Origin of the sequence: Massilia sp. Bi118, assembly GCF_918697865.1 — a bacterium.
In the GTDB taxonomy this organism is placed as follows: domain Bacteria; phylum Pseudomonadota; class Gammaproteobacteria; order Burkholderiales; family Burkholderiaceae_D; genus Telluria.
The window spans coordinates 45,839-70,869 of record NZ_CAKKMV010000016.1 but is presented as its reverse complement, the minus strand read 5'-3'; the positions used below and the strand labels follow the sequence as shown (position 1 = coordinate 70,869).

Annotated in this window: 24 protein-coding genes; 9 read left to right on the top strand and 15 right to left on the bottom strand. The window is 67.8% G+C overall.

From position 1 onward, the window contains the following. Positions 1–3: 3 nt before the first annotated feature. The 3 genes from LQV39_RS21340 to LQV39_RS21330 all read right to left on the bottom strand — a co-directional run bounded on the left by LQV39_RS21340 (position 4) and on the right by LQV39_RS21330 (position 3,243). A complete protein-coding gene (locus LQV39_RS21340; RefSeq protein ID WP_230028825.1) occupies positions 4–882 on the bottom strand; it encodes a DUF3365 domain-containing protein in 879 nt (292 codons plus the stop codon). Positions 883–983: 101 nt separating this feature from the next. Beyond that, positions 984–1,832, bottom strand: coding sequence for a hypothetical protein (locus LQV39_RS21335; RefSeq protein ID WP_230028823.1), 849 nt, complete (start codon positions 1,830–1,832; stop codon positions 984–986). Between the two features lie 25 nt (positions 1,833–1,857). Next, the gene (locus tag LQV39_RS21330; RefSeq protein WP_230028821.1) at positions 1,858–3,243 is read right to left on the bottom strand and encodes a caspase family protein; all 1,386 of its coding nucleotides are present in this window, start codon (positions 3,241–3,243) and stop codon (positions 1,858–1,860) included. 45 nt (positions 3,244–3,288) lie between these two features. On the opposite strand from LQV39_RS21330, the gene LQV39_RS21325 reads away from it, so the two are divergent. Continuing rightward, on the top strand, positions 3,289–4,605 hold the full coding sequence (locus tag LQV39_RS21325; RefSeq protein WP_230028819.1) for an MFS transporter: 1,317 nt from the start codon (positions 3,289–3,291) through the stop codon (positions 4,603–4,605). A 13-nt stretch (positions 4,606–4,618) separates the two neighbouring features. Here the strand turns inward: LQV39_RS21325 and rnk are convergent, their stop codons facing one another. Next, positions 4,619–5,026 (bottom strand): nucleoside diphosphate kinase regulator, encoded by a 408-nt coding sequence (rnk, locus tag LQV39_RS21320; RefSeq protein WP_230028817.1) that lies wholly within the window; start codon positions 5,024–5,026, stop codon positions 4,619–4,621. Positions 5,027–5,278: 252 nt separating this feature from the next. Between rnk and LQV39_RS21315 the strand changes: the two genes are divergently transcribed. Then, positions 5,279–6,889, top strand: coding sequence for an NAD(P)/FAD-dependent oxidoreductase (locus LQV39_RS21315; RefSeq protein ID WP_230028815.1), 1,611 nt, complete (start codon positions 5,279–5,281; stop codon positions 6,887–6,889). Here the strand turns inward: LQV39_RS21315 and fetB are convergent. Both fetB and LQV39_RS21305 read right to left on the bottom strand, forming a co-directional pair. Beyond that, positions 6,877–7,680: an iron export ABC transporter permease subunit FetB gene (gene fetB, locus LQV39_RS21310; RefSeq protein WP_230028813.1), complete on the bottom strand. Its 804-nt coding sequence runs from the start codon at positions 7,678–7,680 to the stop codon at positions 6,877–6,879. The two genes, LQV39_RS21315 and fetB, sit on opposite strands and share 13 nt — an antisense overlap. Further along, on the bottom strand, positions 7,677–8,324 hold the full coding sequence (locus LQV39_RS21305) for an ATP-binding cassette domain-containing protein (RefSeq protein WP_230028811.1): 648 nt from the start codon (positions 8,322–8,324) through the stop codon (positions 7,677–7,679). The genes fetB and LQV39_RS21305 overlap by 4 nt, the downstream gene beginning before the upstream one ends. A gap of 80 nt (positions 8,325–8,404) precedes the next feature. Between LQV39_RS21305 and LQV39_RS21300 the strand changes: the two genes are divergently transcribed. Further along, positions 8,405–9,835, top strand: coding sequence for a DUF3943 domain-containing protein (locus LQV39_RS21300; RefSeq protein ID WP_230028809.1), 1,431 nt, complete (start codon positions 8,405–8,407; stop codon positions 9,833–9,835). Between the two features lie 19 nt (positions 9,836–9,854). Here the strand turns inward: LQV39_RS21300 and LQV39_RS21295 are convergent, their stop codons facing one another. Next, on the bottom strand, positions 9,855–10,115 hold the full coding sequence (locus tag LQV39_RS21295; protein ID WP_230028808.1) for a hypothetical protein: 261 nt from the start codon (positions 10,113–10,115) through the stop codon (positions 9,855–9,857). Positions 10,116–10,258: 143 nt separating this feature from the next. Here LQV39_RS21295 and fdhD point away from each other — a divergent pair, with 143 nt between their 5' ends. Next, entirely contained in the window at positions 10,259–11,110 is an 852-nt protein-coding gene (fdhD, locus tag LQV39_RS21290) for a formate dehydrogenase accessory sulfurtransferase FdhD (RefSeq protein WP_230028806.1), read from the top strand. Here fdhD and LQV39_RS21285 read toward each other — a convergent pair. The 3 genes from LQV39_RS21285 to LQV39_RS21275 all read right to left on the bottom strand — a co-directional run bounded on the left by LQV39_RS21285 (position 11,107) and on the right by LQV39_RS21275 (position 13,879). After that, complete coding sequence (locus LQV39_RS21285; RefSeq protein WP_230028804.1) at positions 11,107–12,486, bottom strand: nucleobase:cation symporter-2 family protein; 1,380 nt, start codon at positions 12,484–12,486, stop codon at positions 11,107–11,109. The genes fdhD and LQV39_RS21285 overlap by 4 nt on opposite strands. A 49-nt stretch (positions 12,487–12,535) precedes the next feature. Further along, the gene (locus LQV39_RS21280; RefSeq protein ID WP_230028801.1) at positions 12,536–13,117 is read right to left on the bottom strand and encodes a hypothetical protein; all 582 of its coding nucleotides are present in this window, start codon (positions 13,115–13,117) and stop codon (positions 12,536–12,538) included. An 81-nt stretch (positions 13,118–13,198) separates the two neighbouring features. Continuing rightward, positions 13,199–13,879, bottom strand: a complete 681-nt coding sequence (locus tag LQV39_RS21275) for a trimeric intracellular cation channel family protein (protein WP_230028799.1) — start codon at positions 13,877–13,879, stop codon at positions 13,199–13,201. A gap of 151 nt (positions 13,880–14,030) precedes the next feature. On the opposite strand from LQV39_RS21275, the gene lldD reads away from it, so the two are divergent. Both lldD and LQV39_RS21265 read left to right on the top strand, forming a co-directional pair. Then, positions 14,031–15,170 carry an FMN-dependent L-lactate dehydrogenase LldD gene (lldD, locus tag LQV39_RS21270; RefSeq protein ID WP_230028797.1) on the top strand — a complete coding sequence of 380 codons (1,140 nt, stop codon included), beginning with the start codon at positions 14,031–14,033 and terminating at the stop codon, positions 15,168–15,170. A 13-nt stretch (positions 15,171–15,183) separates the two neighbouring features. Further along, positions 15,184–15,924: a sulfite exporter TauE/SafE family protein gene (locus LQV39_RS21265; protein ID WP_230028929.1), complete on the top strand. Its 741-nt coding sequence runs from the start codon at positions 15,184–15,186 to the stop codon at positions 15,922–15,924. Here the strand turns inward: LQV39_RS21265 and LQV39_RS21260 are convergent, their stop codons facing one another. After that, the gene (locus LQV39_RS21260; protein ID WP_230028795.1) at positions 15,925–17,016 is read right to left on the bottom strand and encodes an alpha/beta fold hydrolase; all 1,092 of its coding nucleotides are present in this window, start codon (positions 17,014–17,016) and stop codon (positions 15,925–15,927) included. A gap of 109 nt (positions 17,017–17,125) precedes the next feature. Here LQV39_RS21260 and LQV39_RS21255 point away from each other — a divergent pair, with 109 nt between their 5' ends. Next, positions 17,126–17,488, top strand: coding sequence for a DUF2784 domain-containing protein (locus LQV39_RS21255; RefSeq protein ID WP_230028793.1), 363 nt, complete (start codon positions 17,126–17,128; stop codon positions 17,486–17,488). On the opposite strand, the gene LQV39_RS21250 is transcribed toward LQV39_RS21255, so the two are convergent. The 3 genes from LQV39_RS21250 to LQV39_RS21240 all read right to left on the bottom strand — a co-directional run bounded on the left by LQV39_RS21250 (position 17,489) and on the right by LQV39_RS21240 (position 20,387). After that, positions 17,489–18,331: a universal stress protein gene (locus LQV39_RS21250; RefSeq protein ID WP_230028792.1), complete on the bottom strand. Its 843-nt coding sequence runs from the start codon at positions 18,329–18,331 to the stop codon at positions 17,489–17,491. It abuts the gene before it with no gap. A 521-nt stretch (positions 18,332–18,852) separates the two neighbouring features. Continuing rightward, positions 18,853–19,692, bottom strand: a complete 840-nt coding sequence (locus LQV39_RS21245; protein ID WP_230028790.1) for a universal stress protein — start codon at positions 19,690–19,692, stop codon at positions 18,853–18,855. Between the two features lie 74 nt (positions 19,693–19,766). Next, entirely contained in the window at positions 19,767–20,387 is a 621-nt protein-coding gene (locus LQV39_RS21240) for a flavin reductase family protein (RefSeq protein ID WP_230028788.1), read from the bottom strand. A gap of 82 nt (positions 20,388–20,469) precedes the next feature. On the opposite strand from LQV39_RS21240, the gene LQV39_RS21235 reads away from it, so the two are divergent. After that, positions 20,470–20,769, top strand: coding sequence for an antibiotic biosynthesis monooxygenase (locus LQV39_RS21235; protein ID WP_230028786.1), 300 nt, complete (start codon positions 20,470–20,472; stop codon positions 20,767–20,769). A 76-nt stretch (positions 20,770–20,845) separates the two neighbouring features. Beyond that, positions 20,846–23,089, top strand: a complete 2,244-nt coding sequence (locus tag LQV39_RS21230; RefSeq protein WP_230028784.1) for an NADP-dependent malic enzyme — start codon at positions 20,846–20,848, stop codon at positions 23,087–23,089. A gap of 60 nt (positions 23,090–23,149) precedes the next feature. On the opposite strand, the gene LQV39_RS21225 is transcribed toward LQV39_RS21230, so the two are convergent. Then, positions 23,150–25,030, bottom strand: a complete 1,881-nt coding sequence (locus LQV39_RS21225; RefSeq protein ID WP_230028782.1) for a glycoside hydrolase family 28 protein — start codon at positions 25,028–25,030, stop codon at positions 23,150–23,152. Position 25,031 lies beyond the last annotated feature (1 nt).

The following is a 25,031-nucleotide window of genomic DNA, read 5'->3' as shown; positions in this document are numbered from 1 at the left end:
CGCTTACTCGTCCAGCATCTTCATCGCACTGGCCAGGCTGGAACGCATGCGCGCGAAGGAGCGCGCCAGCGTCGACAGCTCGTCGCTGCCCTTGACCTCGAATTCCTCGTCGTTGAACTGGCCCAGGCTGACCTGGTCGGCCAGGCGCGACATGCGCGTGATGCGGCGGGTGACGAAGTAATGCACCATCAGGTTGAGGGCGACGAACAGGAAGGCGAAGATGCCCAGCATCGACAGCATGTAGGTGCGCAGCATCGCGTTCGCGCGCCGCAGCGGCACCTCCATCGGCACCGAGACCACCTGGGCGCCGACGATCTCCATGTGCTTCCAGCCGAAGCCGTTGTTCTGGCCGTAGATGTCGGTCATGGTCTTGGGCGCGGCGTCGGGCACGCTGTGGCAGCGCAGGCAGGCCTCGTTCTTGATCTGCAGCGGCCGCGCCACGTACAGGGCCGGGCCGACCGAGGTGCTGCGCTCGCCCACCAGTTCGTTCAGCGCCGGCTTGGCGCGCAGGGTGTTGATCAGGTCCGCTTCCCAGTCGGCGGCGCGGTCGCGCAGGTTGGTGGGGTTGAGCGTCGCTTCCTTGTAGGTGAAATCGGGATACTGCTTGAGCAGCTGGCCGAGCTGCTCGGTGGCGGCATACGAGGGGATCGACTGCGGCACGAATTCATATTTCAGATGGGTGTCCAGCAGCGGCACGATCTGGCCCACCGTGTAGCTGCGCGCCGCCAGTGCGGACTGCATCAGCACGCGTGCATTCTCCAGGGTTTCCTCCCTGGCGTTCTGGCGCAGCAGGTAATTCGTGACGGCGCTGGCGGCGCCGAAGCCCACCACGAAGATGGACAGGAAGACGATATTGAATTTCGCCGCAATCGAGAATTTCATTGCCGGACCTTATAGCTGATCATAGGAGGCGCTTCGTCGGAGGGAACGGTCGTACCGGCCCGGCGGACCGGTTGCGGTCGCCAGGCCGGCATGTCACTGCATCACAAGGTGAAGACCAGTGCCAGGATTGCGCCGTCGCGCACGTCGCGCAGTTCCCGGCCTTCCTGGAACTTCGCGTAGCTGTCCGTCTTGACCGTCTGTGTACGATATCCGAGGGAAGCCGTTGCTCCTCCATACCCGCTTGCTTTCGTAAAGATCGGATAGCTGAGGCCCAACTCGCCGATGAGGTAACTGCCGTTGGTACTGAAATTACTCAGCGCGGGGTCGGCAAACCGGAGCTTCAGTCTGGCGGGACCATAAGCGGCCTGGAAATAGAATCGCAGCTTTTCGTAGACCGCGAAGCTGCCCACGGCGCCCAAAAGGAGCGTCTTGGCCTTTGTGCTCAGCAGTGGGGTGCTCTGCGGTGCAACTGCGAGGGTCGTGTCCCGGCTTTCCGTGGCATCCTTGTAGCCGAGCGCGATGCCGATTTCGGGGGTGAGGTAGTAGCCGACATTGAGATCGCTCTCGCGCCGCTTGAAATGGTCGGTACGCGAGGTAATCAGATTCTGGCCATTGGGCAGAATTATCGAGCTGCTGAGGACATGGAAATCGCTAGAATAGTTTCCGTAACTGACCGATCCGAAGAATTTACCGTGCCTAACCCCGAGCAAGGGTAGAACGCTGGTGTCTCCTGTCCCGTCGGCGCCATTCACGCTGTCGCCAAGCGCAGGCCCACCGTTGGCATCGATGCCGGTATAGGTTGCAGGGACGTAAGACAGCCACGAGGCGTGCCAGATTTTGGCGCCGATACTGAATTGCGTTTTAGGAGGATCAGTTTGTGCGTGCGCTGCGGCGCAGGCGAGCGTGCCCAGGACGAACGGAACAAGCGAAATTGCGTTTCTTACCCTCATATGGATCCCCTTTGTGTAAACTGCGTTAGAAAGTGGGTACGACCGTGGCGGGTGGCGCTTTCTTTTCTTCCTCTTTCGATTTCTTGGCTTCGTCCTGCTTTTGCTTGAGCGATCGCGTCGCGATTTCTTGGTTGGCGGCGTCGATGGTGGCCTGTTGCGCTACAAGTGTCTTGCGCATCCTTTCGATTTCCTCCTGCTTTTGCTGCAGGCTCAAGCGCACCGTTTCGAGCTCTTTCAGTTTGTCAGTGGACGTCTTGACCTCGTTGCCGAGCTTGTCGAGCTCCTGTTCGCGCTGCGATATTTCCGCGCGGCGCTTTTCCAGCTCTTCCTTCCGGGTTTCGACGTCGGCCAGGCCCTGGCGCAGCGAGTCGAGTTCGGCGCGCTTCTTGAGCAGCAAGGCCTGCTGCGAATCGAGTTCCGCCTGCTTCGCCCTGGCCTCGGCAATGCTGGCCTGCAGGCGGTTCAGTTCAGCGGTCTTCGCTTTCAGCAGGCCGTCATCGGGCGCGGGCGGCGCCGGATCGCCGCAGCCGGCCAGGCAGAATTTCTCGCCGAATGACGCGCTGATCTGCGGCTCCTGCTGGTAGTTGAGTCGCGCGGCATCGGCGCGCGTGCCGCTGCTGACTGCCTTCAAGGCTTCTTCGATCGTCAAACGCGGCACACTGATGTTCTGCAGCAGATTCTTGGTGAACGTGCCGTTGCGGCCGGTGCCATCGAGGGCCTGCTGGCCGGGGCCCGCGGACATGGCGACGATGTTGTTGCGCGGCGCATACAATTGCGACGCCAGGCCCATCATCGGCACATAGCCGCGAATCGGATTGGCGAAGGGATTGTTGCGGCAGGCGTCGAGAAGGAAGATGTTCAACAGCGCTTGGCGCGGCTGCAGTTCGCTCATCAGGTAATTGATCTGGACGCCTTCGTCCTCGATATCGCTCCTGGTGCGCATCACCGCTTTTACGGGGATCAGGTAATTGATCCCTTCTACCTGTACCGCATGGCCGGCGTAGTAAAACAGGGCGACGCTGCGCGAATTGATTTTCCCGGTAAATTCGTAAATAGCGTCCTTGAATTCACGCTTGGTGGCGATATCGAGCTTGCAGATGACTTCGAAATTCAGCTTCCTGAGGGCGGCGCACATATCGCTCGCATCGTTCGCGGAATTCGGCAGGGGCAGGGCATCGGTATAGTGTGCATTGCCGATGACGAGTGCAATTTTGGATTGCGGTTCGATCGCGCGATTGCCCTCGCCGACGGCGTAGGCGCAGGCCGGCAGAACCCCGAAAAACGCCAACAGAACGGACAATAGCCATGTGCGTAGATTCATGATTTCCGGGTATTGCCATGAATAGGCCAAGCGGGGCGGGCATCTGCGATTCCTGGTTCTAAAATTAGCATGACTATATTTACCCCGCAAGAAAATATTAAATATTTACTCATGCTTTCAAGGGAAGGAAAACACATGCCGGCATTACCCGCAACAGTGGAGCAGGGCATCCGGGCGGCAGGCGTCGGCAGATTCCAGTACCGCCTGTTCGCGATCTTCGGCCTGGTGTGGATGGCCGACGCCATGCAGGTGCTGGCGATCGGCTTCAGCGCGCCCTCGATCGCCCGGACCTTCGGCATCGCGATGCCGCGCGCGCTCGAAAGCGGGACCTGGTTCTTCGTCGGCATGCTGCTCGGGGCCTTCGTGTTCGGGCGCCTGGCGGACCGCATCGGGCGCCGTCCGGTGCTGATGGCGGCGGTGCTGGTCGACGCCTGCTTCGGCGTGGCGTCCAGCTTTGCGCCGGACTTCGGCTGGCTGCTGGCGCTGCGCTTCCTCACCGGCATCGGGGTCGGCGGCACGCTGCCGGTCGATTACACGATGATGGCGGAGTTCCTGCCCAGCGAGCGGCGCGGACGCTGGCTGGTGCTGCTCGAATCCTTCTGGGCGGTCGGCACCATCCTGCTGGCGGTGCTGGCGCTGGCTGCGCTGCGCTGGGGCGCGGATGCATGGCGGGTGATCTTCTTCGTGACCGGCATTCCGGCGCTGGTGGGCGTGGTGCTGCGGCTGTCGATACCCGAGTCCCCGATCTACCTGAACCGCACCGGCAGGGCGGACGAGGCGCGCGCCGTCCTGCAGCGCGTCGCCCGCGTCAACAAGCGCGAGGTGACGATCCCTTTGCTGCAGCCGGAAGCCGCACCGGCGCGTCGGCTTTCGGCGCTGTTCGACCGCGACCTGCGCCGCCGCAGCCTGTCGCTGTTCTCGGCGTGGGCGCTGATCTCGGTGGCCTATTACGGCGTGTTCGTCTACCTGCCCGTCGAGCTGAGCGCCCAGGGCTTCGGCTTCATACGCGGTCAGGAATTCCTGATCGTGCTGGCGCTGGCCCAGGTGCCTGGCTATGCGCTGGCAGCCTATGGCGTGGAGCGCTGGGGACGCAAGCCCACCCTGATCGGCTTCCTGCTGCTGAGCGCCGTGGGCTGCCTGGGCTACAGCCTGGGCAGCGCGATGGCGCTGGTGGTCGGCTCGACCCTCTTGATGAGTTTTGCGCTGCTGGGGACATGGGGCGCGCTGTACGCCTTCACGCCCGAGGTCTACCCGACCGCCCTGCGCGCCAGCGGCATGGGCCTGGCGGGCGCCGTGGCGCGTTTCGGCGGGCTGCTGGCGCCGGCCGTGATCGCGCCGGTGATGACGGCGCATTTCACGCTGGCGCTGCTCATGCTGGCCGGCTTCCTGGCGCTCGGCGCGCTCGCGATCCTGTGCGTGGACGTGGAGTCGCGCAACCGCACGCTGGATTAGGGCAGTCGCCGGCTTACAGATGAAAATCGCCGGCGCGCTCGGGCTGGTAGAGCACTTCCAGCACCTCGACCGTGAGTTCGCGCCCATCCGGATGGGTCCACTGCATGCGGTCGCCCTCCGACAGGCCGAGCAGGGCGCTGCCGACCGGGGTCAGCACCGACAGCGTGTCCGGCTGCAGCCCGGCGTCCTTTGGATAGACCAGGGTGCGGCACAGGGCCGGGCCGTTGCCGTCCAGCCGGAAGCGTACCGTCGAGTTCATGGTCACCACCATCGGCGGCACCTCCCAGGGCTCGACGACCTGGGCGCGCAGCAATTCGTTCGACAGGGCTTCCTTGCCGTGCATGCGCACGGCGGCCAGCTTTTCCAGCATCAGGTCGATGCGGTTGAAATCGGTTTTCGACAGCGTGATATTCGGGCTCATGGTGAACTCCAGGGTGTGATACGGACGTGACGAAGGACCGCCGGCGGGGCCGGGCGGCGGAACAGGCTGGAAGGGGGAGCTCGGCAAACGGCGCACGGGGCCGCCGCCGAGCTTAATGAAGCCAGGCGAACTTCTCGCAAACTGTCGTGGCGCTGTGATCTGTCTTCATCGTTGAGGATTGGATGCTTGCCATCCGCTGAGCAACTTGTATATTAGCTCACATCCCCGCTATTTCAAGACCGGAGACCGTGCATGCGCGATGCGATCGTTGTCGGAGGCGGCCACAATGGCCTGGTTTGCGCCTTTTACCTGGCCCGCGCGGGGCTGAAGGTGACCGTGCTGGAACAGCGCCAGGTAGTCGGCGGCGCCGCGGTGACCGAGGAATTCCATCCGGGATTCCGCAATTCGGTCGCGTCCTATACGGTCTCGCTGCTGAACCCCAAGGTGATCCAGGAGATGGACCTGGCCGCGCACGGCCTGCGCGTGGTCGAGCGTCCGCTATCGAATTTCCTGCCGCTGGACGACACGCGCTACCTCAAGCTCGGCGCCGGCAGGACCGCCGCCGAGGTGGCGAAGTTTTCGCCGCGCGACGCCGGGCGGCTGGACGACTATGCGGCGCACCTGGATGCCGCCGCCGACCTGCTGCGCGAGCTGGTCCTGCAGACGCCGCCGAACCGCGTGCAGGGCGGGTGGCTCGAGCTGCTACCCGAGCTGCTCAAGGCCGGCAAGCTGGGCAAGCGCGTCGCCCGGCTGCCGCTCGCTACACAGCGCGAGCTGCTCGACCTGTTCACCAAGTCCGCCGGCGACGTGCTGGATGGCTGGTTCGAGAGCGCGCCGATCAAGGCCGCCTACGGCTTCGACAGCGTGGTCGGGAATTACGCCAGCCCCTACACGCCCGGCTCGGCCTACGTGCTGCTGCACCACGTGTTCGGCGAGGTGAACGGCAAGAAGGGCGCCTGGGGCCATGCGATCGGCGGCATGGGCGCGATCACCCAGGCGATGGCGAAAGCGGCGCAGGCGCAGGGTGTCGAGATCCGCACCGGCTGTGCGGTCAGCGAGATCCTCACGAGCAAAGGGCGCGCCACCGGGGTCGTCACCGCGCAGGGGCAGCGCATCGATGCGCGGGTGGTGGTGTCGAACCTGAACCCGCGCCTGCTCTACACCAGGCTGGTCGACCCGGGCGTGCTGCCCGCCGATTTTTTACGGCGCATGCAGGCCTGGCGCTGCGGCTCTGGCACCTTCCGCATGAACGTGGCCCTGTCCGAACTGCCGGACTTCAGCTGCCTGCCCGGCCGGGAGGCGGCCGAGCACCACGCCAGCGGCATTATCATCGCGCCCAGCCTGCAGTACATGGAACGCGCCTACCACGACGCGCGCGCTTTCGGCTGGGCGCGCGAACCGATCGTCGAGATCCTGATCCCGTCGACCCTGGATCCGACCCTGGCCCCGGCCGGCCAGCATGTGGCCAGCCTGTTCTGCCAGCACGTGGCGCCGCAGCTGCCCGACGGCGCCAGCTGGGACGATCACTGCGAGCAGGTTGCCGACCTGATGATAGCGACGGTCACCCGCTACGCACCCAATTTCAAAGGGGCCGTGCTCGGGCGCCAGATCATGAGCCCCCTGGACCTCGAGCGCACCTTCGGCCTGGTGGGCGGCGACATCTTCCATGGCGCGCTCGGCCTCGACCAGCTGTTCGCGGCGCGGCCGATGCTGGGGCACGCCGACTACCGCGGCCCGGTGCAGGGCCTGTACACCTGCGGCGCCGGCGCGCATCCGGGCGGCGGCGTGACCGGGGCGCCCGGGCACAATGCGGCGCGCGAGGTGCTGCACGACGTCTCGGGCCGCGCCACCTATCTGGCTTGAGAGCGCAATCGGTCGAGGCGCAGGCGATGGCGGTGGTCGCTCAGCGCCCGCACCGCCAGCAGCGCGGCGCCGGCCGAGGCCAGGCCGCTGGCGCCGGCCAGCAGGAACATCAGCAGGATCTGGTACTTCACCGCTTCCATTGGGTCCATCCCGGCCAGCAGCTGGCCGGTCATGATGCCGGGCAGGGTGATGATGCCGGCGGCCGACATCTGGTTCGCCACCGGAATCATGCCGCGCCGGGTCGCATTGCGCACCAGCGGCCCGATCGCCTCGCGGAAGGACGCGCCCAGCGCCAGCCGCGCCTCGATGCGCGCGCGCTCGCGCACCACGCCGTCGAGGATGCCGTCCAGCGCCAGCGAGGCCGCATTCAGCACGCTGCCCAGCACGATGCCCATCAGCGGGATCGCATAGCGTGGCGCATACCACGGGTCCGGACGCACCGCCGTGGTAAGGGCCAGCAGCACGGTGGCGAAGCCGGCGCAGGCGACCACCGCGGCGCTGATCTGGTAATTCATCCGCCGCTTCAGGCGCTGCTTCGGCCGGGTCGCAACCTCGCGCGCGGCGGCGCCGATCATGAAGAGGATCACGGCGCCGGTCGCCCAAGGCGAGGCGGAGGCGAACACGCTGCGCAGCACCATGCCGACGATGGCCAGCTGCAGCACCATGCGCACGGCGGCGACCAGGATCTGGCGATGCACGCCAAGGCGCAGCGCCAGCGAGAGCGCGGCGTCGACCAGGATCAGCACGGCCGCCGCCAGCAGGTCCCAGGCGCCCAGGTGGATGGCGTTCATTGCGTCGTCAGCCTTCCGTGCTCGAGGTGGAAGATGCGGTGCGCCAGCCGCTGCGCCTGATCGGCGGCGTGGGTCACGATCAGCAGCGCCATGCCGCGCGCCAGGCAGGCCGCGAGCAGCGCCTCCGCGCGCACCACCGAGGCCGGGTCGAGCGCCGCGGTGGGCTCGTCCAGCAGCAGCACGCGCGGTTTCCTGGCCAGCGAGCGGACCAGGGCCAGGCGCTGGCGCTCGCCGGTGGACAGGCGCTCGATTTCCGTGTCCAGCAGCGTGGCGGCAAGGCCGAGCGCGGGCAGGGTCTCGTCAAGAAAACCGTCCTGGTCGTCGCCGAAATGTTCGCACGCCGTGGCTTCCCACCACGCCGGCTCGGCCGCCTGGTAGACCACTTGCGCGCGCCACGCCGGCGCAGGCATTGAAGCGCACGAACGGCCGTCGAGCAGGATCTCGCCCTCGTGCGGGTCGAGGTCGGCCAGCATGCGCAGCAGCACGCTCTTGCCGGCCCCCGATGGCCCCTGGATGGCGACGCATTCGCCGGCCCGGACCTCGAAGTCGAAGGGGCCGCCGAAGCGCGAGCGCAGCCCGCGCGCGCTCAGGCGTGCGGGTGCGGCGGATGGGGCCGGGATTTTGGACAAGGGCGTGGAGGACATTGTTTTTTCTCGTGCGACACGGTTCATCTGTAATTGTTACATTAATGCCAATACTTTGCATCGTAGCGAATCGGAGAAAAATGAAATTACTGGCCCAAGCGATCCTGCTCGCGCTGGCCGGCGGCACAGTGCATGCGCAGGAGGTCGAGAAGCAGCAGCCGGCCGACCCGGCGGCGATCCCCGTGGCCCATGCGCCGCCCAGGGAAACCCAGGTCTTCGCGGACTCGCGCGAGTACAAGAGCTACGGCGCGGCGGCGCTGGAGATCCTCGGCTTCCAGGTGGTGCTGAACCGCATCGACCACGCCTTCGTCAAGCCGGACGATTACGGCGTCAGCATCGGCTCCGTGCGCCGCAACCTGCGCAGCAGCTGGGTCGAGGACCGCGATCCCTTCGAGATCAACCAGATGGGCCACCCTTACCAGGGCTCGGTCTACTTCAATATCGCGCGCAGCAACGGCCTGACGTTCTGGGAATCGATGGGCTATGCCTTCGCCGGCAGCGCGGTGTGGGAAATCGCCGGCGAGACCACGCCGCCTTCGCGCAACGACCAGATCACCACCAGCTTCGGCGGCAGCTTCCTGGGCGAAGCCCTGTACCGCATGGCCAACCTGGTGCTGGACCGTGGCGACGGCACGTCGCCATGGCGCGAAGTGGGGGCGGCGCTGGTCTCGCCCTCGCTGGAGTACAACCGCCAGAAGGGCTCGCGCCGCGCCGCCTCGCTGTGGGCCGGGGCCACGCCCGCCACCTTCTCGCGCCTGCAGCTGGGTTACAGCAATCCGTCGAGCAGCAACGTCGGCCCATCCCTGGCGACCAAGCGCAGGGAAGTCGCGGCCGACTTCGCGCTGGAGTACGGTCTGCCGGGCAAGGAAGGCTATACCTATCGCAAGCCCTTCGACTACTTCCTGTTCCGCGCCCGCGTGTCGAACGCGAACGGCCTCGAAAGCCTGACCTCGCGCGGCATGCTGGTCGGGACGACCTATGGCTACGGTGAGCGGATGCGCGGCATCGCCGGGGTCTACGGCAGCTACGACTACCTGTCGCCCCAGCTGTTCCGCATCGCCAGCACCGGCGTCTCTCTGGGCAGCAATATGCAGGTGTGGCTGGCGCGCGAGCTGGCGCTGCAGGCCCATGCCTCGGCCGGCGTCGGCTATGTGTCCACCGGCACGATCCGCGCCAACTCGGGCGGCCAATACCACTACGGCTTCGCGCCGCAGTCGATGCTGGGACTGCGCCTCATCTGGGACAACAAGCTGTCGCTGGACCTGAGCTCGAGCGCCTTTTTCGACGGCAAGCAGCATGGCCTCGAATCCGGCGGCAAGGACCGCGTGCTGCGCGGCGACGCCTCGCTCAGCTACCGCTTGTCCGGCCCGCACGCGCTCACGCTCAAATACCTGACGTCCCGGCGCGGCTTTTCCTTCCCGAACGTCGTCGAAAGGCAGCAGCGCTACGACTCGGTCGGCCTGTATTACAGCTGGCAGCCGGCGCGCAGCATGGGCGCCGTGAACTGGTAAGGCCGGCGACGCGGGCGGCTCAGCGCAGCCAGGCCCGCAGCACGTCCGCGCTCTGGTTCATGCCGGACTTCAGGCGGCGCTCCGCCAGCGCCGTACACTGATCGACGCTGCCCGCGCCATTGTCGGCTGCTTTCGCGGCCAACGCGCGCGCCGCGATCCCGAAGCCGAGGATGGCTTCATCCCAGCTCAGCCCGGAGGCCAGCGCATGTTCGACCACGTGCGCGGCCAGGGCGCCGAGGCGCTCGACCCGCTCGCCATCCATGTTCCCGATCTTCAGCATGTTCCCTCCTGTGCGTGCATGGGGTCTGGCCCCGGGCGTCCCTTGTAGCATGCGTGAGGACGGCCTTCCGTGCGCTGGCCCGCCTTGGGCGTATCGGCGGTGGCGCGCGCCGGCAAAATGCCCGGAATGCTAGATTTGTGCCCATGCATGCACAGTTCGATTTCTCAGGCAGTCCCGATAGCCCGGCGCTCGCACCGCCGGCGCCCGCGCGTGCGCGTCACGTCCTGCGCATGCGCAAGGAGGTCCTCGCCACCGTCGAGGACATGGTGGTCGACGAGGTCCCGGTGGCCCTGGTCTACAACGGCATCTCGCATGCCGTGATGATGGCCACGCCGGCCGACCTCGAAGAATTCGCGCTCGGCTTTTCGCTCAGCGAAGGCATCATCGCGCGGCCGGGCGATTGCTACGGCATCGAGGTCGAACCGGGCCGCGACGGCATCGCCGTGCAGCTGCGGATCGCCGCGGCGGCCTTCATGGCCCTGAAGGAGCGGCGCCGCACGCTGGCCGGGCGCACCGGCTGCGGCCTGTGCGGCGTGGACAGCCTGCAGCAGGTGGCGCGTCCGCTGCTGGAACTGGCGCCGGCGCGCGGCTTCCATGTGGCGGCGGTGCGGCGCGCCCTCGATGCCGTCGGCGCCGAGCAGGCCCTCGCGCGCTCGACCGGCGCCGCCCATGCGGCCGCCTGGTGCAGCATGGACGGCGGGCTGCAGATCGTGCGTGAAGACGTCGGCCGCCACAATGCGCTCGACAAGGTGATCGGCGCGATGGCGCGGGCGCGCAGCCAGCCGGCGGACGGCTTCCTGCTGATCACCAGCCGGGTCAGTTACGAGATGGCGCAGAAGGCCATCATGGCCGGGGTGCCGGCGCTGGTCGGCATGTCGGCGCCGACCCTGGCGGCGGTGGAGCTGGCCGAGCAGGCCGGCATGACCCTGCTGGCCTTTGCGCGCGGGCGGGATTTCGTCTGCTACACCCACCCGCAGCATCTCGGTCTCGACTAGCTGGCCTCGTGCACGGCGGGCAGGAACCAGTTCATCAGCACCGCGCAGATGCCGCCGGTCGCCACCCCCGACTCCAGCACGTGGCGCAGCGCCGACGGGATATGCGCCAGGAATTCCGGCACCTGCGACACGCCCAGGCCCAGCGCCAGCGACACCGCGATGATGAGCAGGGCGCGGCGGTCCAGGGTCACGCTGGCCAGGATATTGATGCCGGCCGCCGCCACCGCGCCGAACATCACCATCGCCGCGCCGCCGAGCACCGGTTCCGGGACCGCCTGGATTACGCCGGCCACGCCCGGGAACAGGCCAAGAACGACGAGGAAGAGGGCGATCCACATGCCGACATGGCGGCTGGCGATGCCGGTCAGCTGGATCACGCCGTTATTCTGGGCGAAGATCGAGCTGGGGAAGGTGTTCAGCAGGCCGGCCAGCAGCGAGTTGGCGCCGTTGACCAGCACCCCGCCCTTGATGCGCCGCATCCAGGTCTCGCCCTCGACCGGCTCGCGCGAGACCTTGCTGGTCGCGGTCACGTCGCCGATGGCTTCGAGGGAGGTAACCAGGTAGATCACGATCATCGGAATGAACAGGGACCACGAAAAGCCCAGGCCGAAATGCAGCGGCTGCGGCACCTGGAAAAAGGCCGCCTGGCGCATGCCCGTGAAGTCCAGGCGTCCCAGCGAACCGGCCAGCAGGTAGCCGACCGCCAGCGCGATGATGATGGCGCCGCTGCGCATCCACACCACCGGCACGCGGTTCAGCAGCACGATGATCGCCAGGACCACGCCGGACAGCAGCAGGTTCTCGCCGTTGGCGAAGGTCCCGTTCGACATCGCGGCAAAGCCGCCGCCCATGCTGATCAGGCCGACCTTGATCAGGGTGAGGCCGATCATCAGCACCACGATGCCGGTGACCAGCGGCGTGATCATGCGCTTCACGAAAGGCAGGATGCGCGACACGCCCATCTCGATGAAAGAGCCGGCCACCACCACGCCGAAGATCGCGGCCATCACGGTTTCGACCGGCGTGCCGCCCTTGACCATCAGCGTGCCGCCGGCGATCAGGGGGCCGACGAAGTTGAAGCTGGTGCCCTGCACGATCAGCAGTCCGGCGCCGAAGGGGCCGAAGCGGCGGCACTGGACGAAGGTGGCAATGCCGGACACCACCAGCGACATCGAGACGATCAGGTTGGTGTCGCGCGCGGAGACGCCCAGCGCCTGGCAGATCAGCAGTCCGGGTGTGACGATGGGGACGATGATGGCCAGCAGGTGCTGCAGGGCGGCCAGGATGCCGATGGCGGCGCGTGGGCGGTCTTCGAGGCCGAGGACCAGGTCGGGAACGGGCGGCGTGGCTGCGGGGAGGGGCGGTCGTGTGTTCATGGCGGGCTCGCGGCAAAAGCGCGATTTTACCCGCTCGTGACCGCCGGGCTCAGAACCCGCCCTTTTTCTTCATCAGCTCGCCGCCGCACAAGCCGATGCACAGCAGCGCCGCGGCGGCCCACAGGCACCAGGCCGCCGGCAGGGCCACCAGCAGGTTCATTTTGGGGTTGACGAGGTTCGCGGCTAGCAGCGCGCCGGCGGCCACCGCGAGGAAAGACAGGAACAGGTGCTGCTGGTGGGCGCGCAGGCGGGTCCAGGGCATGAGGCAGCACAGCAGCACGGACAGCGCCACCATGCTCACCAGGCCGCTGCCGACAGCAAAGCCGAACAGGGCCCCGGCGGCGAACAGCATGGCCAGCGCCAGGCCGCCGCCGAGCAGTGCGCCGCGCGGCCGCGTGCTTGCGCGCAGGTGGCGCGGGCAGGCGGCGCGGAAGCGGCGCAGGGAGCAGGCCAGGACCGGTGCGCAGGCCAGGGTAATCACGAGATGCGGGACGATGCCGGCGCGGGCGCCGAAGCTCCAGCGTTCGAGGATGACCCAGCCGAGGAAGGAAAACAGCAGGGCGCTGAAAGCGAGGTTGACGGGAGACCGCCGGATGCTGGCGGGATAAGCGGGAATCGCTCCTGGTTTCATGTCAGCCCCTCGCGGTATTGACGCAAGCCTTCAGGATGCGCCGACGATCCAGGAGGGGACCTGACTCAGCTCAAAGCGAGCTCATCTTCCATCCCTGGCTTCCGCTTCCTGCTCCTCGGGATCGCGCGCGACCGGCAGGTGCCAGTCGTAGCGGATTGCCGCCATGCGCAGGGCGAAGCACAGGACGGCGCCGGCGCTGGCCATCGGCGCCGACGGCAGGCCCAGGACGTGGCCAATGACGACGACGCCGGCGCCGGCCAGGGCCGCCACCGCATACACCTCGGCGCGCAGCACGGCCGGCACCTGTGACAGCAGGACGTCGCGCGCGACGCCGCCGCCGACCCCGGTCAGCATGCCGAGCAGGGCTGCCATCCACGGGGCGAGGCCGTACACCAGCGCCTTCTGGGCGCCGGCCACGCAAAACAGCGCCAGGCCGGCGCCGTCGAACACCAGCACCGGGTTGCGCAGATGGCGCACCTTCGGATACCAGAAGAAGATCAGCACGCCCGCCGCCACCGACACCACCAGGTAGCGCCAGTCGCTGATGGCGGCCGGCGGTGTCGCCCCGATCAGCAGGTCGCGCACGATGCCGCCGGAATTCGCCGCCACGAAGGACAGCACCAGCACCCCGAAGATGTCCAGCCGGCGCTTGACGCCGGCGGTGGCGCCGCTCAGGGCAAACACGAAGGTGCCGACCAGGTCGAGGGTCAGGACGAGCGTCTTGAGGGCCGCCGCCACGTCGAGGGAAACTGCCGGGAACATCTTGATGTCTTTACTGTCGGGTGAAAAGAGGGTGGAGACTATAGCATCACTGGGCTGATTAAAGCGGTTGGCATGCCCATCCGTGCGCGTTTCGTCGTACACTGGACCATACGAAAAGAATAATCAACCGTTACCGTCCAGCGTCCCGTTCATGATCATTTCTTCCGCCACCGACTTCCGCGAAGCCGCGCGCCGCAAGCTGCCTCCCTTCCTGTTCCACTACCTCGACGGCGGCGCCGGCGCCGAGCAGACCCTGCGCGCCAACGTCGACGACCTGCAGAACGTCAAGCTGCGCCAGCGCGTGCTGCGCGGCTCCGAATCCCTCGACCTGGCGACCCACTGGTTCGGCCAGGACTACGCCTTGCCGATCGCGCTGGCGCCGGTCGGCCTGGCCGGCATGTATGCGCGCCGCGGCGAAGTCCAGGCGGTGCAGGCCGCCGGCAAGGCGAACATTCCCTTCATCCAGTCGACGGTCTCGGTCTGTTCGCTGGCCGAGGTTGCGGCCAAGGCCGGCAAGCCGATCTGGTTCCAGCTGTATGTGCTGAAGGACCGCGGCTTCATGCGCGACGTGATGCGACGCGCCAGCGAGCTGGGCGCCACCACCCTGATCTTTACGGTCGACATGCCGGTCCCCGGCAACCGCTACCGCGACCTGCACAGCGGCATGAGCGGCCCGGCCGGCCCGCGCCGCCGCATGCTGCAGGCGATGATGCACCCGCGCTGGGCCTGGGACGTCGGCCTGTTCGGCCGCCCTCACGATCTGGGCAACATTTCGGCCTACCGCGGCCACGCCACCGGCCTCGAAGACTATATCGGCTGGCTGGGTTCCAACTTCGACCCCGGCATCTCCTGGCAGGACCTGCAGTGGATCCGCGACGAGTGGAAGGGGCAGCTGATCCTGAAAGGCATCCTCGACGTCGAGGACGCGCGCGACGCCCTGGACTTCGGCGCCGACGGCATCGTCGTCTCGAACCACGGCGGCCGCCAGCTGGACGGCGCGCCATCCTCCACCAGCGTGCTGCCGGCGATCGCGAATGAGGTCAAGGGCAGGATGACCCTCTTCGCCGACGGCGGCGTGCGTACCGGCACCGACGTGTTCCGCATGCTGGCGCTGGGCGCCGACGGCGTGCTGCTCGGACGCGCCTTCATCTACGCGCTGGCCACGCACGGCCAGGCCGGGGTCGAACGCCTGCTGGCGATCATGGAGAAGGATTTGCGGACGAACATGGTGCTGACCGGGGTGAAGTCGGTGGCGGAGATCGGGCCGCATCTGCTGGCGGACCGGGCGTGAGCCGCGCGCCATGTTGCTCGCGCTGATCTTCCTCGCCGGCCTCTGGGCCGGCATCCAGAACACCCTGGCCGGCGGCGGCTCCTTCGTCACCCTGCCGGCGCTGATCCTGTCCGGCATGTCGCCGCTGGCCGCCAACATCACCTCGACCGTGGCGCTGTTTCCCGGCCAGCTGACCTCGGGCTATGCCGGCCGCAAGCTGGTGAGCGGGGCGGCCGGGCTGCGCTTCCGCACCCTGTTCATACTGAGCGTGCTCGGCGGTGCGCTAGGGGGCCTGCTGCTGCTGCACACTTCGCCCAAGGTGTTCGCGCGCCTGGTGCCCTGGCTGGTGCTGTTCGCCACCGCCGTCTTCACCTGGGGCAGTTTCTTCCGCAAGGCGTCCGCGGAAAAGGCGGCCCACCTCGGCCCGGTCGTGACCGGCACCGCGCAGTTCCTGATCGCGGTCTACGGCGGCTATTTCGGCGGCGGCATCGGCATCCTCATGATGGCGGCGCTGACCATGGCCGGACTGTCGGCGCGCAATGCCGGCGGCACCAAGAACGTGCTGGCGGGTGTGATGAACGCATCGGCGGTGGCCCTGTTCATCACCTCGCCGGAGCTGCACTGGCTGCAGGCCGGGGTGCTGGCGGTGGGCGCCGTCCTCGGCGGCCTGGCCGGCACCTGGGCCCTGCACCGGGTCAACGAGAAGGCGCTGCGCGTGGCCATCGTCTGTATCGGTGCTACGCTGACGGTCGGTCTCTTCCTGCGGCCGCTCTGACTAGTCCCGCACGCCGTCCAGCCAGTCGAAGATTGCCGGCCAGATCCGCGCATGGGCGCTGCGCCCCACCAGCACGCCCACATGCTGCAGGTTGACGCCGACGTCGCCCCCGTAATGCAGCACCTGCTTGCGCGGGCTCGCTGCCGCCTCGTGGAAGGACAGCACGGCCGCCGGTGGGATCAGCTTGCTGCGCGGGTCGATCACGCCGAGCAGCGGCGTGCGCAGGGACTGCGGACCGATGCGCTGCCCACCGATGTCCAGTTCGCCCTGCATGAACTGGTCCCGGCGGTACAGCGATTCGACGATGTCGCCGAACAGCCGCGCCGGCAGCGCGAATTCGTCGTGGGTCCAGCGCTCCACCTGCATGTGGGTGGCGAGGGCCTGCGGGTCGGCCAGCGAGAGCCAGCGGTCCGTCCAGCGTTCCCACTGGAAGGCGATCGGCTCGGCCATGGCGCTCATGGTGTTGAGGAAGGCGCCCGGCACATGGCCGAAGCGCTCGGCCAGTTGGCGGGCGTCCGGCGTGACCTTGACCAGTCCGTTGAAGCAGCAGGAGCCCGGCTGGAAGTGCAGCGGCGACTCCAGCAGGATGGTGGCGCGCAGTTCGCCCGGATGGAGGCAGCTGTGGATGGCCGCCAGCACGCCGCCCAGCGAGTGGCCGGCGATGACCGGCTTGCCGCCGGCCCCGTCCTCGCCGATGGCCTGGCGGCAGGCGCCGAGCAGGCGGCCGGCATAGTCGGCCAGGCCGAAGTCCTGTCCCTGGCTGTGTTCGCCCAGCGGCTCCCATTCCGCCATATAAACCCGGTAGCCGTGCTCGACCCAGCGCCGCACCACGCTGACTTCGGGCGCCAGGTCCCAGATATAGGCGCGCTTGATGGGCGCCGGCACCAGCAGCACGGACGGCCCTTCGGCGGCCCGCGGGCCGTAGCGGCGCAGCTTCAAGCCCGGCTCGCGGTGCAGGACGGTGGACGGGGTCGGGCGCGGGCCGTAGCCTGCGCGCTCCATCATCTGCCCGCGCGCCTGGCGGCTGTGGTCCATCTGCTTCAGGACCATGGCGCCCCAGTCGCCGAAGGGCGTTCCTTTGCTTGCGATCATGTCGATTTCGTCTCGTCTGGTTCGGGAAGACAGCACTGTACGCCACTCCAGGGCGCGCACGAATGGCCAGCGCTTGAGCTGGGCCAAGCGCCTGCTGTAGCATGCGCTCATGCCTTACCGCCTGCTGGCCGACGCGGTTTCACTGCTGCATCTCGGCTTCATTCTGTTTGTCGTATTCGGCGCTCTGCTGGTGGCGCGCCGGCGCCGCTGGCTGCCGCTACACCTGGCGGCGGCGGGCTGGGGTTTCCTGATCGAGGCCAGCGGCGCGGTCTGCCCCCTGACCTGGGCGGAACTGACTTTCCGGCGGCTGGCCGGGGAGGCGGGCTACGAAGGCGGCTTCATCGACCATTACCTGCTGCCGCTGATCTATCCGCCCGGCCTGACGCGTGAGCTGCAGATCGGCCTGGGCATCGGCGTGCTTGCGATGAATGCGCTGATGTACGCCTGGATCTGGCGGCGGCGCGAGACCTGATCAATGCGCGAGCAGGGCCGGGATCCGCGCCTCGGCCAGCACCGTGCGGCTGGCACCGCCCAGGCACAGCTCGCGCAGGCGGCTGTGGCCGTAGCAGCCCATCACCAGCAGGTCGACGTTCAACTCGTCGGCCATGTCCAGTAGTGCACGGCCGGTGTCGCCCGCATGTTCGCGGACCAGCACCCCGGCCCGCACCCGGTGCCGCCCGAGGAAGCCGAGCAGCTCGTCCTGCTGGGCCTCGCAATCGGCCACCGTCAGGATGGGGCCCGACAGCATCGCCGCCGTCACCGTTTCCGCGCGGCGCAGCAGCGGCACCGAGGCGGCCATGGCGGCGGCGGCTTCGCGGCTGCCGTCCCAGGCCAGCAGCACGCGGCGGGCGAAGCCCGCGGCGGGCGCGTCGACGCCATGCGGAATCACCAGCACCGGCCGCGGGCTGTTGAGGATCACGTAGTCCGGCATGCGCAGCACGTGGTCCGACAGGGACTCGTCCGGATCGTCCTGGCTGAGCACGACCAGGTCGGCGAAGCGCGACAGCAGGGCCAGTCCGTCGTCGACTTCGTCCGCCACCAGCCGCGTGTCGTGGGGCACGCCGCGCTCGCTGGCGATGGCTTCGAAGCGCTGCAAGGCCTGGCGCGCATTTTCCGCCAGCGGATCGAAGCAGGCCGCGCTGAGCGTGCGCGGGCGCTGATGGTAGCCGTTCGGGAAGATCGCGCGCGAGACGCCCATCATGGCCGCGCCGGTGAGATGGGCGCCGTGTTCGTGCGCCAGCAGGGCGGCCGCGTGGATGCGCGCCGGCGCGTGGCGCGACAGGTCGGCGTGGACCAGGATGGACTGCAGCGACATCGGAACCTCCGTGGGGAAGGAAAAGGGCGCGCGCGCGGCGGGGCGGCCGGGCCGGCGCCGGATGGGGCGTGCGCGCCGCCCGTCCGCGCATGCGCGGCGGCCCGGCCGGTTCGGGCTGGCGGTGCGGCAGGGCCAGGTCGGCGCTGATCCGGTGCAGGGACAGGATGCCGGTCAGGGCCGCCACCAGCTGGCGCGCCGTGTCGTGCTCGCCGGTCTCGACCTGCGCCAGGGTGTGGTGCAGGGCGGAGAGGATCGCGGCGTTTTCCTGGCGCTGCTCGTGCACGCGTTCCTGCAGGCGCTTGACACGGCAGGCTTCGAGGATCACTTCCTCGTGATGCAGGTGGGCCTCGACCTCGGCCATCACCTCCATATAGCAATGCGCAAAGCCCTCGTCCGGCGCTCCGGCCGCATGCGCGAGGCGCTCGCACAGCAGGCGGCGCGCATGACGCAGCGCCGCCGTGTAGACCGGCGGCCGGGCGGGCAGGCGGTGCGGCATCATGGCGGCGCGCGCGTCGGGCGGTTCAGTGCGCGATCAGCAGCGGCACCCGCGCCCGCTCGAGCAGCTCGCGCGTGGTCCCGCCCAGCATCCATTCGCGGTAGCGGCTGTGGCCGAAGGCGCCCGCCACCATCAGCCCGGCGCCGCAATCGCGCGCCAGCCTGCACAGCGTATCGCCGGTGGTGGCGCGGGTGCGTTCGACCACGACGTCGACGCTGGCGCCGTGGCGCGCCAGCCAGAGCGCCATGTCGGCGCCCGGCTGCTCGCCGTGCAGCTCGGACAGCGCGTCCGGGTTGATCACCACCAGCTTAACGGTCGCGGCATGTTGCAGCAGCGGCAGCGCGGCCGTGATCGCGCGCAGCGCCTGCATGCCGCCGTCCCAGCCGACCACCGCGGCGCCGGGGATCGGCTCGCCCTGGTAATCGCCGGGCACGACCAGCACCGGGCGCGCGCCGCGCAGGGCCACGTGCTCGGGCAGGCCGCGCACGCGCACCGGCAGGTTCGGGTCCTTGTCGCCGTCCTGGCTCAGCACCACCAGGTCGGCATAGCGCGACTGCAGCAGCAGGGCGTAGCGCGGGTCGTCTTCGATGAGGCGGGTCTCGGGCGCTTCGACGCCGAGGTGGGCGGCGGTCCGGCGGAAGGCTTCCAGGTGTTCGGCGGCGGCCTCGCGCAGGCCCTGGAAATCGTCGCCGATCACCGGCGCCGCCATCGAGCCGGTCAGCAGGCTGTAGTCCATCCACGAGATGCCGGTGGCGCCGCTGCCGACCAGGTGGGCGGCGTGCTTGACGGCGAGCAGGGCGGCCGCGCGCAGCCGGCTTTCCTGGCGTGCGCCGCCGTCGATGTGTACGACGATGGTCTTGTACATGTCGGTTCCCCCCAAAGTGGGACGGCAGATTCCACTTTAGGCCTGGATGCGGACGCTGTCAAAACCTGGCGATCCTACTTCGGGCGGAACATCCGGAAAAGTTGCTCGTGGCCGATCGTGAAGTAATCGGCCGGGCCGCCGCCACGCAGGATGGGCTCGGCCGCGGCGGTGTCGTAGACGCCGTCCTTCAGCAGCGCGCGGGCGATGTGCACGCCGACGACTTCGCCCAGCACCAGCCAGGTCGGCACCTGTTCGCCGTCGGCGCGCTGCAGCTGGATCAGCTGGCTCAGGCGGCATTCGAAGGATACCGGGCTCTCCGCCACGCGCGGCACGCCGACCATGTTCGAGGCCGCCGGCACCAGGCCGGCCAGCGCGAACTCGTCGGTGTCGGCCGGCACCGCGGCGCAGGTCTGGTTCATCTGTTCGGCCAGCGGACGGGTCGCCAGGTTCCAGCAGAATTCGCCCGTCTCTTCGATGTTGCGCACCGAATCCTTCCAGCCGATGCTGGCGAAGCCGACGATGGGCGGCACGTAGTTGAAGGCGTTGAAGAAGCTGTAGGGCGCGAGGTTGAGGAGGCCCGCTTTGCTGTGCGAGGAAATCCAGCCGATCGGGCGCGGACCGACGATGGCGTTGAAAGGGTCGTGCGGCAGGCCGTGGCCGGCGCGCGGTTCGTAGAAGTGATACGTGGTGCTCATGGGTGCTCCCTGGGGTCGATCAGCAAGCTTAGCGCATACTAGGCATAATTGAACGATCACTCAATCATCGAAGGGGCAAGAAATGGTTTTGGAAAGTGCGGAAATCCTGGTGAAGGCGGGCATGGAAGAGGCCTTCGAGGCCGCGGTGGCAGCGGCGGCGCCGCTGTTCAGGCGGGCGCGCGGCTGTACCGGCATGCGTGTCCAGCGCGGTATCGAGAATCCGCGCGCCTACCGCCTGCTGGTGCAATGGGACACGCTGGAAGACCATACCGTGCATTTCCGCGGCAGCGAGGATTTCCAGGAATGGCGGCGCCTGGCCGGACCCTGCTTCGACGGCGCGCCCAACGTCATCCACCTGAGCAGCGTGCTGGAGGCATTCTGAGCGCCGGCCTGCGCCGTGCGCAGCGGCCCGCGCTTTTCTGCGACCATACCCGGACGACCGGACAAGGGAGAAACCAATGAGCACCGAAAGCAGCCTCGATAGCGGCATCCAGGAACCGGGCAAGGACGCGCAGCTGCGCGCCGACGCCCTCGACTACCACCGTTCGCCCACGCGCGGCAAGATCGAGGTCGTCGCCACCAAGCCGCTGTCGAACCAGCGCGACCTGTCGCTGGCCTATTCCCCGGGCGTGGCCTACGCCTGCGAAGAGATCGCCGCCGATCCGGCCATGGCTGCCGAGTACACCTCGCGCGGCAACCTGGTCGCCGTGATCTCGAACGGCACCGCCGTCCTTGGCCTGGGCAATATCGGGCCGCTGGCCTCCAAGCCCGTCATGGAAGGCAAGGGCTGCCTGTTCAAGAAATTCGCCGGGGTCGACGTGTTCGACCTCGAGCTGGCCGAGAACGATCCCGACAAGCTGATCGACGCCATCGCCATGCTGGAACCGACGGTGGGCGGCATCAACCTCGAAGACATCAAGGCGCCGGAATGCTTCTACATCGAGAAGAAGCTCAGCGAGCGCATGAACATCCCGGTCTTCCACGACGACCAGCACGGCACCGCCATCATCTCCAGCGCGGCGCTGCTGAACGCGCTGAAAGTGGTCGGCAAGGACATCGGCAGCGTCAAGCTGGCCGCGTCGGGCGCCGGCGCCGCGGCCATCGCCTGCCTCGACATGATGGTGAGCATGGGCGTGAAACGCGAAAACATCTTCGTGACCGATTCGAAGGGCGTGATCTGGCGCGGGCGCGAGGCCAGCATGGAAGCCAACAAGGCGCGCTTCGCCCAGGATACCGATGCGCGCACCCTTGCCGACATCGTCAGGGACGCCGACGTCTTCCTCGGCTGCTCGACCGCCGGCGTGCTGACCGGCGAGATGGTCAAGACCATGGCCGAGCGCCCCGTGATCCTGGCCCTGGCCAACCCGGAGCCGGAGATCCGGCCGGAAGTGGCGAAGGCCGCGCGGCCCGATTGCATCGTCGCCACCGGCCGTTCGGACTACCCGAACCAGGTCAACAACGTGCTGTGCTTCCCCTACATCTTCCGCGGCGCCCTCGATTGCGGCGCCACCCGCATCACCGAGGAGATGAAGCTGGCCTGCGTCAGCGCGATCGCGGAGCTGACCCAGGCCGAGGCCAATGACGCCGTGGCGGCCGCCTACGCCGGCCAGGACCTGCGCTTCGGCCCCGACTACATCATTCCGAAACCCTTCGATCCGCGCCTGATGGCGGCGATCGCGCCGGCCGTGGCGGCAGCTGCCGAAAAGTCCGGCGTGGCCGCGCGCCCGATCACCGGCATGGATGCCTACCGCGAGCGGCTGGCGGCGATGATCTATCACACCAGCTTCTTCATGCGGCCGGTGTTCGCCAAGGCCCGCGCCAAGCCGCGTCGCGTCGCTTATGCCGAAGGCTTCGATGCGCGCGTGCTGCGCGCGGTGCAGACCGTGGTCGACGAGGGCCTGGCGAAGCCGGTGCTGATCGGCCGCGGCGCGGAGATCGAGCAGGCGATCCGCGACGCTGGCCTGCGCATGCAGGCGGGCACGGACTATAGCCTGGTCGAGTGCGGCGATGACACGACTGCCTGCGGCACGAAGCTGCTGGCCGAGGGCAAGGTCGACGCCCTGATCTGCGGCATGCAGGGCAGCTACGACAGCCATTTGGCCCACGTGCAGCGCGATATCGGGTTTTCAAAGCGCGGTCTCGCGCCGGGCGCGCAGGTGATGGCGGCGATGAACGCGCTGGTGCTGGACAAGGGCACCCTGTTCATCACCGACACCTATGTCAACGACCAGCCCAGCGCCCAGGAACTGGCGGCGATCGCGAAGCTGGCCTCCGACGAGCTGCGCCAGTTCGGGCTCGAGCCGAAGGCGGCGCTGCTGTCGCATTCGATCTTCGGCTCGTCGTCGCGCCCGTCCGCCCAGCGCGTGCGCGAGGCGCGCGAGATCCTGGCGCGCGAGGCGCCGGAGCTCAGCGTGATCGGCGAAGTGCACGGCGACGCCGCGCTGGACGAGAACATCCGCGCGGTCTACCTGCCGGACGGGCAGGCCAACTTCGAAGGCAGCGCCAACCTGCTGGTGATGCCCTCGCTGGATGCCGCCAACATCCTGTTCAACGTGCTGAAGGTCTCGTCGGGCAAGGGCGTGACGGTAGGGCCGATCCTGCTGGGGGCGGCGAAGTCGGTGCACATCCTGAGCCCGAGCGCGACCGTGCGCCGTATCGTCAACATGACGGCGCTGGCGGTGGCGGATGTGAAAGACGCATAAAAAAACGCCGATTTGTGACTCAGCGTCACAAATCGGCGCCCAAGGCGCAAACGGTGTGTTTCAGCTTTGCAGCGCGCTGTGGTACTTCTTCCCGGCGATCGTCACGTTCTTCAGCGTCAGACCCTTCACGTTGTACAGGTACCAGGGCTGGTCGCCATTCGACGGCGTGCCGAAGTCGCAATCGGTGATGCTCACGTCGCGCACCGGCAGCACTTCGGGGAGCGGCGCCGGGCCGTTGTAGTCCGAAGCCACCGGGCCCAGGATGACGAAGGCCTGGTAGCTGGACGCCTGCCTGCCATCCTTCGTCTTCACGTTGCCGACGCGGACGTTCGAGATGTGCACGTCGTGCACCTCGGGCGGGCGGATGCGCACGTTGTCGGCGCGCGGCGTGTAGTCGCAATCGAAGGTGATGACGCCGCCGGCCGCCGCCGCCACCGTGCGGGTCGGGATCGGCGAGCCGGGCAGGGTGGCGTAGAACGAGGGACTGGTCTGCACGCCGTTCGGGATGCTGACGTTGCGCACGTAGAAGTAGCGCAGGAAGCCGCCGCGGTTCATGTTGGTCTTCAGGCGGATCGCGATGTTCAGCGGGTTGGTCGCCCAGTTCCTGTTCTCGAAGACGAGGTCCTGCGCATACACCTTCTGGATGCCGCCGGCCATCTCGCTGCCGAGGGTGACGGCGCCGTGCCCGCTGTGCATCCTGCACTTCTGGATCACAATGTTCTGCGAAGGGCCGTATTGGGTGTCGAGGTTCTTGCCGGCCTTGATCGCGATGCAGTCGTCGCCTGTGTCGAATTCGCAGCTTTCCACCAGCACGCCGTCGCAGGCTTCCGGGTCGAAGCCGTCGCTGTTCGGCCCCAGGCTGTTGGCGTAGACCCTGCGGATCGTGAGATCGCGGCAGGCCACGGGATGGTGCTGCCAGAACGGCGTGTGCGTGACCTGGTAGCCCTCCAGCAGGACGCCGGTGCATTCGACCAGGTGGATCATCGGCGGGCGCAGGTAGTGGCCGAGGCCGAACACGCGCTTTTCGATAGCCACGCCGGCTTCGGACAGCGCCGGCAGATAGGCGTCGTCGGCGCGCCATTTGTCGCCTTCGCCCTGGATCAGCAGGCGCTTTTCCTCGGACAGGCCCGGCGCCACGTCAAGCAGCGACTTCGGATTCAGCGGGTTCACCTGGTTCTGCGCCAGCTTGCCCGGCACGTAGTTCGGCGACTTGTCCTGGGCCACCGAATTGATGGTGGCGTTCTTGCCCTTCCAGGTCCACCAGCAATCGTTCGAATTTTCGAACGGCACGCCGCCCTGGCCGTCGAGGATGGCGGTCCAGTCGTCGGCGGTGAGGGCGATGTTGTTCGCCTTGTGCGCGTAGACCATGGACGAGAAGTTCAGGCAGTCGTTGCTCTGCCACCGGGACACGACCAGCTTGCCGTTCTGGCCGCAGTCATGGTCGCCGTATTTGGCGAAGTCGCGCGGGTCGTTGCTGAAGTAGACGTGGGCGCCGGCCTGCAGGTGCACGTTCACGTTCGACAGCAGCACGATGGGGCCGGCGCAGAACCAGTCGCCTTTCGGGATCACGACGCGGCCGCCGCCTTCCCGGTGGCAGCGCTTGACCGCGTCGCGGATCGCCGGGTAGCAGTCTTTCGATCCCGGGGCCGGGGTGTTCAGGGTTTCCTGGTCTTCGAAAGAGACCCAGGCTTTCACCGGGACCAGCTTGCACGGTTCCGCGCCAAAGCTTGTCACCAGGTAGTCCTTCTTGCGGAACCTGACCGGCATGGCCAGGCGGCGGGCGATGGCCTGGGCTTCGCGCCATGGGTCGGCGGCCGCCTTGCCGACGGCTTGCGCGGCGGCGGCGATGGCTTGCGCGCCCGGGGTGAGCGCGAGCCCGGCCAGGCCGGCCAGGGAGCTGCTGCGCAGGAAGCTGCGGCGGGTGTCGAAAGCTGATGTCATG